Source organism: Pseudomonas sp. DSP3-2-3, from assembly GCF_049898225.1.
Taxonomy (GTDB): domain Bacteria; phylum Pseudomonadota; class Gammaproteobacteria; order Pseudomonadales; family Pseudomonadaceae; genus Aquipseudomonas.
In genome coordinates, this window is sequence record NZ_JAFCXH010000008.1 from 115,817 (window position 1) to 128,859 (window position 13,043).

Sequence of the window (13,043 nt, forward strand, 5' to 3'; positions counted from 1 at the left end):
TTTGCAATGGCCAAGCGCCGCGCTACCCTGCCCTTTCATCATTAGCCTGTGACTCGCCTCATGCCATTGCGCCAGCGCCTGGAAAATCTACCGGTAGGTCAAAAGATCCTCGCCGCCTTGCTGGTTCTGCTGACCACCGTATTGTTGGTCGCCAACCTGACGTTCATCAGCGCGGCCTATTACATTTCCCAGGAAGCCATGGCGCCACAGGCGCTGCAAACCATCGGTCGGTTGATCAGCAACCCGAATCTGGCGCAACAAGCGCTCAGGTCGCCGAGCAACGCCCAAGCGTTACTGCGGGAACTGAAAAATTATGGCCCGCTGCGCGCTGCGGCGCTGTACGACAACAACGGCGAGCGCCTGGGGCAATTGCAGCAGGGCGACAAACTCAAGCTGCCTGAACGCTTCGATCACGTTGAAAACTGGCGGATAACGGAGTTTCGCAGCACCCAGGTTATTCCCGTGCCCAAGACCGGTCAGGCGCCCGGGCATTTGTTGCTGGTGGCCAGCAGCGAACTGCCAGCGGCGTTTTATACCGGCACACTCACTGCGAGCCTTGGCATCCTGGCGTTCAGCATCCTGCTCTGGCTGGTCATTGCCCGGCAGATCCGCCGCCTGATTACCGAACCCATTTATCAGCTCGAAGAATTGTCACGCCAGGTTACCCGCGAAGAAAACTACGCACTGCGCGCCGAGCCCGGCAACAAAGACGAAATCGGCAGCCTGGCCGAAGCGTTCAACACCATGCTGTCGCGTATCGAGGCTCGCGAGCAGCAGCTCAAACGCGCCCGTGACGACTCACAGGAAGCCTACGATCAGGCGCAAGGGCTGGCCGAAGAAACCCGTCACACCAACCGCAAGCTGGAACTCGAAGTGCAGGTGCGCAGCAAGATCGAGAAGAAGCTCACCGGTTTTCAGAATTACCTCAACAGCATTATCGACTCGATGCCTTCGGCGTTGATTGCCCTGGACGAGCAGCTGTACGTCACGCAGTGGAATCAGGAGGCCAGCGCCTTGTCCGGCACGCCGCTGGACGAGGCGCTGAATCAGCCGATATTCCTCGCCTTCCCGCCCATGAAAGCGTTTCTGCCGCAGCTCAAGTTGACCGTCGAACGGCACAGTGTCACCAAGATCGAACGGGTGACCTGGATCAAGGACGAAGAGCGACGCCACTATGCCCTGACGTTTTACCCGTTGACCGGCGGTGCCGGACGTGGCGTGGTGATCCGCATCGATGACATCACCCAGCGCCTGTCGCTGGAGGAAATGATGGTGCAGTCCGAGAAGATGCTGTCCGTAGGCGGTCTGGCAGCGGGCATGGCCCACGAGATCAACAACCCGCTGGGCGCGATCCTGCATAACGTGCAGAACATTCGGCGACGTCTTTCCCCGGACTTGCCAAAAAACCTGGAACAGGCCGAAGTCGAGGGCATCGAGCTGGACAAGGTCAATCGTTACCTCGATAGCCGGGAAGTGCCGCAATTGCTCGACGGTATCCAGCAGGCCGGGGCCCGTGCGGCGAAGATCGTCAGCCACATGCTCAGCTTCAGCCGCCTCAGCAATCGGCAGATGACGGCATGCGATTTACCGGCATTGATTGATCAAGCGCTGGAGATCGCCAGCAACGATTTTGACCTGACCATCGGCTTCGACTTCAAGGGCCAGGCGATCATTCGCCAGTTCGATCCGCAGCTTGGCCCGGTGCCGGCCATCCCGAATGAACTGGAACAGGTCCTGCTCAATCTGCTGAAGAACGCTGCACAGGCGATTCATCAGCGCCCGGACGACGCCGAACCGGGGCGAATCATCCTGCGCACGAAACTCAATCCACCGTGGGCGGAAATCCAGGTGGAAGACAACGGCGTCGGCATGTCCGAGAACGTGCGCAAGCGCACTTTCGAGCCGTTCTTCACCACCAAGGAGATCGGCCAGGGCACCGGGCTCGGGCTGTCGGTGTCGTATTTCATCATCACCAATAACCACAAAGGCCAGATGGAGGTGCATTCCTCGGTCGGCAACGGGACGTGCTTTACCTTGCGACTGCCCTTGCAGGGCAGCCAGGTCAGCGTGCCGGAAGCGGTGATCTCGCCGCTATAAAGGAGTAACAAACATGGGCTTTCGTTTATCGAAGATTTACACACGCACCGGCGATACAGGCGAAACCGGCCTGGGCGACGGCCGTCGCGTGCCAAAGGATCATCCGCGGATCGAAGCCATCGGCGAGGTCGACACGCTCAACAGCCAGTTGGGTTTGCTGCTGGCCTGGTTGATTGAGGAAGCGCGGGTAAAGCCTGGCTTGAATGAAGTGATCGAAGTGCTGACACCTTGCCAGCACCGCCTGTTCGACCTCGGCGGTGAACTGGCCATGCCCGCCTATCAAGCGCTGAATCAGGCAGAGATCGACAAGCTTGAAGCCGCGATTGATCTTTGGAATGAAGAACTGGGTCCGCTGGAAAACTTCATCCTGCCCGGCGGCTCTGCGCTCATTGCCCAGGCCCACGTGTGCCGCAGCGTCGCGCGCAGTGCCGAACGTCGCTGTCAGCATCTCAACGCAGTGGAGCCATTGGCGGGCGTCGGGCTGGCGTATATCAACCGGCTGTCAGACCTGCTGTTCGTCGCCGCACGAATGATCGCCAAGCGGCAGGGCATTGCGGAGATATTGTGGGAGGCGGCGAAGAAGCCGTGAACCAACTTTCAGCAGGAGCGAAACTGTGGGAGCGAGCTTGCTCGCGAAGGCTGCTTATCAGGCGCTAAATCTCTATCGCCTGAACTGGCCTATTCGCGAGCAAGCTCGCTCCCACAATGTGTATGTTTCACTGATCCGCAGGCCAGAACGCCCTGATCCCCGCCACACCTTGCGCGCCGCTTTCCCACGCACGTTGCCGTTCATCGGGCCCGACGCCGCCCAGCAGGTAAACCGGCTTGCTGAAACCGGCAATCAACTGACTTGCCTGTTCCCAGCCCAGCGGCTCGGCATCCGGATGTGTCTGCGTCGCTTGAACAGGCGACAGGGTGACGAAATCGACGTCCATCTGCTCGGCAAGGCTCAATTCCTCGGCGTTATGGCAGGACGCCGCCAGCCAGCGTTCTTTGGGGAACGGACGGCCGCGACTGGCCAGCTTGCGCAATTGCGCCGACGTCAGGTGCCAACCCGCAGACGGAAAGTCCCCCAGCCACTCCAGCGGCCCTTTGAGCATCAGTTGCGCCTTGCCAGCACACAAACCCACGGCGTCTACCGCGAGATCGCGATACTGCGGGTCGTAGCCGTTGGGAGCGCGCAGCTGAACCAGCTTGATGCCGCCGGCAATGGCCTTGCGCAGGCCGCGCAGTAATTCCGGAGTTTCCAGCTCGCCCGGCGTGATCAAATACTCACCCGGCAAGCGTGCTGCGGCGACGATGGGTTGATTGGCCGCCGGGAATTCATACTGAGCCAGTTCGCGATTCGACACCCAGGCCAATGGCTGACCTTCGACACCATGCGGCTCACCGCTGAACGCTGCAACTTCCCAGACATCCAGCAACACCTGCTTATCCGGGTAATCGTGCTGAATCTTGATCAGCGGACGTGCCTGCGTGACGACAATGCCCAGTTCTTCCTGTAGCTCGCGAGCCAGCGCGGTTTGCACCGTCTCATCGGGCTCGACCTTGCCGCCGGGAAACTCCCACAAGCCACCTTGATGCTGAGTGTCCGCACGGCGGGCGATGAGAATCTTGCCATCGACGCCACGAATCACCGCCGCAGCCACATGTACGCGTTTCACGGTGCAACGTCCTCCAGGGCAGCCTGCTGCCAGCGCTGGAAGATCGGCCATTGGTAGATCGTATCGACGTAGGCCTGGGCCTGCGGCGGCAACTGCACCTGATAGGTACGCATGCGGATCGCCACGGGGGCGAAGAACGCATCGGCAGCGCTGGCCTTGCCGAACAGGAACGGCCCACTCTCGACCGCCGCAGCCTGGCACTCGGCCCACAGCGCACACATGCGTTCGATATCGGCCTGAACGTCAACCGGAATGATTTCCAGCGCTTCATCGCGGCGCAGATCCATCGGCATGGTGGAGCGCAGCGCCGGGAAGCCGCTGTGCATTTGCGCACAGGCCGAACGCGCCTGGGCACGCGCGGCGGTATCAGCAGGCCACAGACCGGCAGCAGGAAATTGTTCAGCGAGGTATTCGATGATCGCCAGGGAATCGACGATAGAACCGTGTTCGGTTTTCAGGATTGGCACTTTGCCGGTGGGCGAATGCTCAAGAATGAGTTGCCGGGTATTCGGCTGATCGAGCCGAATGACCTGTTCAGTGTAAGGCGCGCCAGTCATGTACAGCGCCAATGCCGGCCGCAGCGACCAGGAGGAAATACGTTTGTCGCCGATGATCAGGTGCAGGGTCATGGGATTTCTCCAGAGGGAGTGGGCCTGTAAAAAACCCGTGGGACCGGCTTTAGCTGGTCCCACAAGGATCCAGACAGATCAGACCATCAACAACTCAGGTGCGGTATTCCGCGTTGATTTTCACGTACTCGTGAGACAGGTCGGTGGTCCAGATGGTTTCGCTGCACTGACCACGGCCCAGCTCGATGCGAATGGTGATTTCGGCCTCAGCCATCACCGCCGAACCTTGCTCTTCGGTATAGGTGGTTGCACGACAGCCTTTGCTGGCGATGCACACCGAGCCGAGGAACACGTCGATCTTGCTGACATCCAGATCCGGCACGCCAGCACGGCCCACGGCAGCCAGAATACGGCCCCAGTTCGGGTCGGAGGCGAACAGCGCGGTCTTGATCAGCGGCGAATGCGCCACGGCGTAACCGACATCCAGACATTCCTGATGGTTGCCGCCGCCGTTGACTTCAACCGTCACGAACTTGGTTGCGCCTTCGCCGTCACGCACGATAGCCTGGGCGACTTCCATGCACACGTCGAATACGGCTTTTTTCAGCGCATCGAACAACGGGCCCCTGGCTTCGGTGACTTCCGGCAAATCAGCCTGACCGGTGGCGATCAGCATGCAGCAGTCGTTGGTCGAGGTATCGCCATCGATGGTGATGCGGTTGAACGACTTGTTGGCGCCGTCGCGGATCAGGTCCTGCAATACGCTTTGCGCAACCTTGGCGTCGGTGGCGATGTAACCCAGCATGGTCGCCATGTTCGGCCGAATCATGCCCGCGCCCTTGCTGATGCCGGTCACCGTGATGGTCACGCCGTCTACCTGGAACTGGCGGCTCGCGCCTTTGGGCAGCGTGTCGGTGGTCATGATGCCGGTCGCCGCAGCGGCCCAGTTATCCACAGACAGATCGTCGAGAGCGGCTTGCAGCGCGCCTTCGATTTTTTCCACTGGCAATGGCTCACCGATCACACCGGTGGAGAACGGCAATACTGCGTTGGCATCAACGCCGGTCAGCTCGGCAAGCCTGGCGCAGGTACGCGCGGCATTGACCAGACCTGGCTCACCGGTACCGGCATTGGCGTTGCCGGTGTTGGTCAACAGATAACGCACAGGGCCCTGAGCGCGCTGTTTGGCGAGGATAACCGGCGCGGCGCAAAACGCATTGAGGGTAAAAACGCCGGCAACGCTGGAGCCTTCGGCGCAGCGCATAACCACGACGTCCTTGCGACCCGGACGTTTGATGCCGGCAGAAGAAATGCCCAGTTCAAAACCTGGAACCGGGTGCAATGTCGGCAAAGGACCAAGACCAACAGCCATGAGGCACTCCTTGAAAGATTTCTGCGCCGCCCGCATCGGTACGGCAATCGATTGAAAAACGCCGCGACGGCTAAGCCGGTCGCGGCGTTGGCATTACGGGTTCAGATCACTGGGATCAGTTGATCTGACCGTGACAGTGTTTGTACTTCTTGCCCGAACCACACCAGCACAACTCGTTACGACCTTGCTTCTGATCGTTGCGAACCGGCAAGGTGGCGACGGCTACACCTGTGTCCTCTTCAGCCAATGCTTCTGGCTGATCCAGCCCTGGAGCCTCGGCGTGTTCGAACTGCATGCGTTGCGCCAGTTCTTCGGCATCGCGACGCAGGCGGGCCTCTTCTTCTTCCGGATCTTCGCGACGAACCTGTACGTGGGACAGCACACGAATGGTGTCGCGCTTGATCGAGTCCAGCAGTTCCTGGAACAGGGTAAACGACTCGCGCTTGTATTCCTGTTTCGGGTTTTTCTGGGCGTAGCCGCGCAAGTGGATGCCGTGACGCAGGTGATCCATGGTCGACAGGTGGTCTTTCCACAAATCGTCTACCACGCGCAGCAGAATCTGTTTCTCGAACGAACGCAGCGCTTCGGCACTGGCCTGCTCTTCTTTCTCGTTGTACGCAGAAAGCAGCTCTTCGAGCATCTTCTCGCGAAGCGTTTCTTCGTGCAGGTGATCGTCTTCGTCGAGCCATTGCTGAATCGGCAGCTTCACGCCGAAATCGGTGTCCAGCGCAGCTTCCAGACCGGCAACATCCCACTGCTCAGGCAGGGATTGCGGCGGAATGTGCTGGCTGATCAGGCTGTTGAGGACGTCCTGACGGAAGTCGGCGATGGTGTCACCAATGTTCGTCGCAGCCAGCAGGCTGTTACGCATGTGGTAGATCACTTTACGCTGCTCGTTGGAAACGTCATCGAACTCAAGCAGTTGCTTACGAATATCGAAGTTGCGGCCTTCAACCTTGCGCTGTGCCTTCTCGATAGCGTTGGTCACCATGCGGTGCTCGATCGCTTCGCCGGACTGCATGCCCAAAGCCTTCATGAAGTTCTTCACCCGATCAGAGGCGAAGATGCGCATCAGGCTGTCTTCCAGGGACAGGTAGAAACGGCTGGAACCGGTGTCACCCTGACGGCCGGCACGACCACGCAACTGGTTATCGATACGGCGCGATTCGTGACGCTCGGAGGCAATCACGTGCAGGCCGCCCGCTTCGATCACTTGCTGATGGCGTTTCTGCCAATCGGCCTTGATCTGCGCAATCTGCTCCGGGCTTGGATTTTCCAGGGCAGCGACTTCCACTTCCCAGTTACCGCCCAACAGGATGTCGGTACCACGACCGGCCATGTTGGTGGCGATGGTCAGCGCACCCGGACGACCGGCTTGCGCGATGATCTCGGCTTCTTTTTCGTGGAACTTGGCGTTCAGAACCTTGTGCTCGATGCCTTCCTTGTTGAGCAGGCTCGACATGTGTTCGGAAGTTTCGATGGTCGCAGTACCTACCAGCACCGGACGATTCTCGGCCATACAGGCCTTGATGTCGGTGACGATGGCGGCGTACTTCTCTTCTGCCGTCAGGTAGACCAGGTCGTTGAAGTCTTTACGCGCCAGCGGCTTGTTCGGCGGGATGACCACGACGGACAAGGTGTAGATCTGGTGGAATTCGAACGCTTCGGTGTCAGCTGTACCGGTCATGCCGGACAGTTTGTTGTACAGACGGAAGTAGTTCTGGAACGTGGTCGACGCCAGGGTCTGGCTCTCGGCCTGAATGTTCAGGTTTTCCTTGGCTTCGATAGCCTGGTGCAGGCCTTCGGACAAACGACGACCCGGCATGGTGCGGCCGGTGTGCTCGTCGACCAGCAGAATCTGACCGTCCTGGACGATGTATTCCACGTTGCGATGGAACAGTTTGTGGGCACGAAGACCGGCATAAACGTGTGTCAACAGGCCCAGGTTGTGCGCCGAATACAGGCTTTCACCGACGGCCAGCAGGCCAACTTCGGTGAGCATTTCTTCGATGAACTGGTGACCGGCTTCGTTAAGCTCGACCTGACGGGTTTTCTCGTCAACGGTGTAGTGGCCGGCCTTGGTGACTTCGCCTTCCACTTCCTCGATGTGTTGCTCGAGTTGCGGAATCAGACGATTGATTTCGGTGTACAGCTTGGAGCTGTCTTCGGCCTGGCCGGAGATGATCAGCGGCGTACGGGCTTCGTCGATGAGGATCGAGTCCACTTCGTCGATGACCGAGAAGTTCAGCTCGCGCTGGAACTTGTCTTCCATGCTGAAAGCCATGTTGTCGCGCAGGTAATCGAAACCGAATTCGTTGTTGGTGCCGTAAGTGATGTCGGCGGCATAAGCGGCGCGCTTTTCTTCAGGCGGCTGGAAAGGCGTGACGATGCCTACGCTCAGGCCGAGGAATTCGTACAGCGGACGCATCCAGTTGGCATCTCGACGTGCCAGGTAGTCGTTCACGGTTACAACGTGCACGCCCTTGCCGGACAGCGCATTGAGGTAGACCGCCAGCGTACCCACCAGGGTCTTGCCTTCACCGGTACGCATTTCGGCAATCATGCCTTCGTGCAGGGTCATGCCACCGATGAGCTGCACATCGAAGTGGCGCATGCCCATGACGCGCTTGCCGGCTTCACGAGCCACTGCGAAAGCTTCAGGAAGGAGCTTATCGAGGGTCTCACCTTTGGCTAAGCGGGCCTTGAACTCTTCGGTCTTGGCACGCAATTGCTCGTCCGAAAGGGCCACCATTTGCTCTTCGAAGGCATTGACGAGTTGCACCGTCTTGAGCATGCGTTTTACTTCACGCTCGTTCTTGCTTCCAAAAAGTTTTTTTAACAAAGGCGCAAACATATCGACAGGATCTTCCACACATAGGGATGGAGGGCGGCCCCGTGAGTCGCCCGTGCAGCCCTTATGGCCGCATGCGAACGAGCATTCTACCCGGAAACGGTGGTGAGGAAAGTGGCGTTATTCCACGATGCTGGCACAGCGCTGTGACGGGGCTGTTTCTAGATAGGGGCTTTTTCCCGGACTTCAACCCACAAAAGGCAGAAGTTAAGGAGAAGTTACTTGTTGATTTTGCATATAAAAGCTGCGAAAGCGCCCTGAACGCGGAGGGAAGAAGCATTTCTGCTAACATGGCGACCTTGTCACCCTAGGTTGCATCTCCATGGCATTTCGTCCCCTCACGGCTCGGGCACCGGCTGTCTTGCTGCGCGAAGCGAAACCGCTCAAGGCCATTTTTCATCACGCTCAGCGTCTTGGTCATCTGCAACGACTGCTGGAAAGCCAGCTGCAACCGGCCGCGCGCGAGCATTGCCATGTTGCGTCGTGGCGTGAAGGCAGCCTGTTGTTGATCGTCACCGACGGTCATTGGGCCACTCGTCTGCGTTATCAACAGAAACGCCTGCAGCGACAACTGGTCGCATTCGACGAGTTCGCCAGCCTCACGCGCATTCTGTTCAAGGTCCAACCGCCCACTGTGCCTCAGGGCGCTGCGGGGCATACGATGGATTTATCCACTGTAGCCGCCGAAAGCATCCAGGCCACCGCCGACGGTATCGCCGATCCGAAATTGCGCGCCGCGCTGGAGCGCTTGGCGGCGCATGCCAAGCCGAAAGAATAGAAGGGGACTCGTCCCCGAAAGCAGAGGCTCCAGCCACGATAACCTCTGGATAATCTCGCTGACCGTCCAATCGCATTCGGGGACAAGTCCCCTCCTACCGATTTCACGCATAAAAAAAGGCCACCCGAAGGCAGCCTTTAAAAAATAAAAGGAAAGAGAGTAAAACTGACCTTACACGGCCGCTACAGGGCGCATGTAAGAAATCGGTGCAGTGCTGGCATCTTCGAAAGTCACGACTTCCCAGGCATCTTTTTGCTCGATCAACGTGCGTAAAAGACGATTGTTCAGAGCATGCCCCGATTTGAAGCCGCGGAACTCACCAATCAGGCTATTGCCCAGCAGGTAGAGATCGCCGATTGCATCAAGAATCTTGTGTTTGACGAATTCGTCCTCGTACCGCAGGCCGTCTTCGTTCAGTACGCCATCCTTGTCGACCACGATGGCATTTTCCACACTGCCGCCGAGTGCGAGATTGTGCTTGCGCAGGTACTCGATATCACTCATGAACCCGAAGGTCCGGGCACGGCTGACTTCTTTCACGAAAGAAGTGCTGGAAAAGTCCACGCTTGCACTTTGGGTGCGGTCGCGAAAGACGGGGTGATCGAAATCGATCTCGAAACTGACCTTGAATCCTTCAAAAGGCACGAAAGTAGCGCGTTTACCGCCCTCTTCCACTGACACTTCACGCAGGATACGGATGAATTTCTTCGGCGCGTCCTGTTCTTCCAGGCCAGCCGATTGAATCAGGAATACGAAGGGTCCCGCGCTGCCGTCCATGATAGGAACTTCGGAGGCAGAGAGTTCGACGTAGGCGTTATCGATGCCCAGGCCAGCCATGGCCGAGAGCAAATGTTCTACCGTGTCGACTTTGACATCACCGCTAACCAGAGTGGTCGACAGGGTGGTGTCACCGACATTTTCCGCCCGCGCAGCAATCTGCACGACGGGATCGAGGTCAGCACGGCAAAACACGATACCGGTATTCACAGGAGCAGGCTTCAGGGTCAGGTAAACCTTTTCCCCCGAGTGCAGGCCGACGCCTGTGGCACGGATGATATTTTTCAGGGTGCGTTGTTTAATCATGGCATTGGCCGCTTCAGCGCAAGTTGCGAACTGGTATCAACAAAGGCTGGCGATAATAGCAGACCCGGCCTTTGCTGAACACCAATCACCCTAATACCCCTGATACATTTCATCAATCAGCCTGACGACGCAGGAAAGCCGGGATGTCCAGGTAATCCAGATCATCGTTCGGATTCATCTTCGCCGCTGCGGTTGCGCCTGCGTGAGCCTGATTGCGCATCACGGTAGGACGATCCAGATCACGGTAGTTCACCGACGGCAACTCCTGACGGGCAGAAGGCTGAGCCGAGGCTTGCTGGGTGGTCTGCAGGGTGTTGTCGATCACCTTCATCGGCTTCTCGATTTTCGCGCCCAGGCCGGTGGCAACCACAGTCACGTGCAGCTCGTCACGCATGTCCGGATCGATAACAGTACCGACCTTGACCATGGCGTGCTCGGAAGCGAACGCTTCAATGATGCTACCCACGTCCGAGTACTCACCCAGAGACAGGTCAGGACCGGCAGTGATGTTGACCAGGATGCCGCGCGCCCCTTGCAGGTTCACGTCTTCGAGCAGCGGGTTGCGAATGGCTGCTTCGGTTGCTTCACGTGCACGGTTCGGACCGCTGGCGCAGCCAGTGCCCATCATCGCCATGCCCATTTCGCTCATCACGGTACGTACGTCGGCAAAGTCGACGTTGATCATGCCCGGACGCTTGATGATGTCGGAGATACCGCGAACGGCACCGGCGAGTACATCGTCAGCCTTGGCAAAAGCCGACAGCAGGCTGGCGTCCTTACCGAGGATGGTCAGCAGCTTCTCGTTGGGAATGGTGATCAACGAGTCGACGCTTTCGGACAACATGCGGATGCCTTCATCGGCGATCTGCATGCGCTTGCGGCCTTCGAACGGGAACGGACGCGTCACGACCGCAACGGTCAGGATGCCCATTTCCTTGGCCACTTCAGCGATGATCGGCGCTGCACCGGTACCGGTACCGCCGCCCATGCCCGTGGTGATGAAGACCATGTTGGTGCCCTGCAGAACTTCTGCAATGCGCTCACGATCTTCCAGTGCAGCCTGACGGCCGACTTCAGGGTTGGCGCCAGCGCCGAGCCCTTTGGTCACGCCCGTCCCCAGTTGCAGGATGGTACGCGCACCAATGTTTTTAAGTGCCTGAGCATCGGTGTTGGCGCAGATGAATTCCACACCTTCGATGTTGCTCTTGACCATGTGATTGACAGCGTTGCCGCCACCACCACCGACGCCGATAACTTTGATTACCGGGCTTTGCGGGACGTTGTCTACGAGTTCGAACATTTTCCCTCTCCTTTCATTCTCTAGTTTTGTGCCTGGTGCCCACTGCCTGCCATTACTACTTTTGAAACCTAGAAATTGCCCTGGACCCAGCGCTTGATACGTTCAAGCACTGGAGCCTTAGGTTCATCTCCGTAGCCATTACTGCTACTGCTGATGCCGGAAAGCGAAATACCGTCAGACTGCTTTTGCAGCCCGTACAGCAACAACCCGACACCAGTGGAATAAATGGGGTTTCGCACAACATCGGCGAGCCCTTTGACGCTATGCGGGACGCCAAGGCGCACCGGCATGTGGAAGATTTCCTCGGCCAGTTCGACCGCTCCTTCCATCTTCGAGGTACCACCGGTCAGCACGATGCCGGCCGGGATCAGATCTTCGTAGCCGCTGCGACGCAGTTCAGCCTGAATCAGGGTGAACAGTTCGTCGTAGCGTGGTTCGACCACTTCAGCCAGGGCTTGGCGCGACAGTTCGCGCGGTGGACGGTCGCCCACGCTTGGCACTTTGATGGTCTCGCCGGCGCCGGCCAGTTTGGCCAGGGCGCAGGCGTAGCGAATCTTGATTTCTTCGGCGTATTGCGTCGGTGTACGCAGCGCCATGGCGATGTCGTTGGTCACCTGATCACCGGCAATCGGGATCACGGCGGTGTGACGAATCGCGCCTTCGGTGAAGATCGCAACGTCGGAAGTACCGCCGCCGATGTCCACCAGGCACACGCCCAGCTCTTTCTCGTCATCGGTAAGTACCGAGTACGCCGAAGCCAGTTGTTCCAGAATGATGTCGTCGATTTCCAGACCGCAGCGACGCACACATTTTTCGATGTTCTGCGCCGCGTTCACCGCGCAGGTCACCACGTGAACCTTGGCTTCCAGGCGTACGCCCGACATGCCCAGTGGCTCACGAACGCCTTCCTGGTTATCGATCACGTAATCCTGGGGCAAGGTGTGCAGCACGCGCTGGTCGGCAGGAATCGCCACGGCCTGGGCGGCGTCGAGCACGCGCTCCAGGTCCGCAGAGCTGACTTCACGGTCGCGGATGGCCACGATGCCGTGGGAATTCAGGCTGCGGATGTGACTGCCGGCCACGCCGACGAACGCCGAGTGAATACGGCAGCCGGCCATCAGCTGGGCCTCTTCCACTGCGCGCTGGATCGACTGCACGGTGGATTCGATATTCACCACCACGCCTTTTTTCAGACCGCGGGACGGATGGGTACCGATACCGACGATTTCCAGCGTGCCATCGGCCGCGACTTCGCCTACCAGTGCCACCACCTTGGAGGTACCGATATCCAAGCCGACGATCATTTTGCCGCTTTGCACGTTTGCCATG

General features: G+C 58.7%; 10 protein-coding genes. 3 read left to right on the forward strand and 7 right to left on the reverse strand.

Features of this window, described 5'->3' with window-relative positions; translation table 11 throughout:
* The first annotated feature begins 60 nt into the window (after nucleotides 1-60).
* On the forward strand, nucleotides 61-2,097 hold the full coding sequence (locus ACP7E4_RS11830; RefSeq protein ID WP_426113770.1) for a sensor histidine kinase: 2,037 nt from the start codon (nucleotides 61-63) through the stop codon (nucleotides 2,095-2,097).
* Between the two features lie 13 nt (nucleotides 2,098-2,110).
* Nucleotides 2,111-2,686 (forward strand): cob(I)yrinic acid a,c-diamide adenosyltransferase, encoded by a 576-nt coding sequence (locus ACP7E4_RS11835; protein ID WP_426113768.1) that lies wholly within the window; start codon nucleotides 2,111-2,113, stop codon nucleotides 2,684-2,686.
* A gap of 127 nt (nucleotides 2,687-2,813) precedes the next feature.
* Here ACP7E4_RS11835 and ACP7E4_RS11840 read toward each other — a convergent pair whose 3' ends face one another.
* The 4 genes from ACP7E4_RS11840 to secA all read right to left on the reverse strand — a co-directional run bounded on the left by ACP7E4_RS11840 (nucleotide 2,814) and on the right by secA (nucleotide 8,556).
* Nucleotides 2,814-3,761: a Nudix family hydrolase gene (locus ACP7E4_RS11840; RefSeq protein WP_426113766.1), complete on the reverse strand. Its 948-nt coding sequence runs from the start codon at nucleotides 3,759-3,761 to the stop codon at nucleotides 2,814-2,816.
* Nucleotides 3,758-4,390 carry a glutathione S-transferase family protein gene (locus ACP7E4_RS11845; protein WP_426113764.1) on the reverse strand — a complete coding sequence of 211 codons (633 nt, stop codon included), beginning with the start codon at nucleotides 4,388-4,390 and terminating at the stop codon, nucleotides 3,758-3,760. The genes ACP7E4_RS11840 and ACP7E4_RS11845 overlap by 4 nt, the downstream gene beginning before the upstream one ends.
* 94 nt (nucleotides 4,391-4,484) lie before the next feature.
* Nucleotides 4,485-5,702: a bifunctional glutamate N-acetyltransferase/amino-acid acetyltransferase ArgJ gene (gene argJ / locus ACP7E4_RS11850; RefSeq protein WP_426113762.1), complete on the reverse strand. Its 1,218-nt coding sequence runs from the start codon at nucleotides 5,700-5,702 to the stop codon at nucleotides 4,485-4,487.
* A gap of 115 nt (nucleotides 5,703-5,817) precedes the next feature.
* On the reverse strand, nucleotides 5,818-8,556 hold the full coding sequence (secA, locus tag ACP7E4_RS11855; RefSeq protein ID WP_426113760.1) for a preprotein translocase subunit SecA: 2,739 nt from the start codon (nucleotides 8,554-8,556) through the stop codon (nucleotides 5,818-5,820).
* A 319-nt stretch (nucleotides 8,557-8,875) separates the two neighbouring features.
* Between secA and ACP7E4_RS11860 the strand changes: the two genes are divergently transcribed.
* Nucleotides 8,876-9,331, forward strand: coding sequence for a DUF721 domain-containing protein (locus tag ACP7E4_RS11860; protein ID WP_020292973.1), 456 nt, complete (start codon nucleotides 8,876-8,878; stop codon nucleotides 9,329-9,331).
* 171 nt (nucleotides 9,332-9,502) lie between these two features.
* Here ACP7E4_RS11860 and lpxC read toward each other — a convergent pair whose 3' ends face one another.
* From lpxC to ftsA, 3 genes are all read right to left on the reverse strand, one after another.
* Complete coding sequence (gene lpxC, locus ACP7E4_RS11865) at nucleotides 9,503-10,414, reverse strand: UDP-3-O-acyl-N-acetylglucosamine deacetylase (protein ID WP_426113758.1); 912 nt, start codon at nucleotides 10,412-10,414, stop codon at nucleotides 9,503-9,505.
* 112 nt (nucleotides 10,415-10,526) lie between these two features.
* Complete coding sequence (ftsZ, locus tag ACP7E4_RS11870) at nucleotides 10,527-11,714, reverse strand: cell division protein FtsZ (RefSeq protein WP_020292971.1); 1,188 nt, start codon at nucleotides 11,712-11,714, stop codon at nucleotides 10,527-10,529.
* A 68-nt stretch (nucleotides 11,715-11,782) separates the two neighbouring features.
* On the reverse strand, nucleotides 11,783-13,042 hold the full coding sequence (gene ftsA / locus ACP7E4_RS11875) for a cell division protein FtsA (RefSeq protein ID WP_065832933.1): 1,260 nt from the start codon (nucleotides 13,040-13,042) through the stop codon (nucleotides 11,783-11,785).
* Nucleotide 13,043 lies beyond the last annotated feature (1 nt).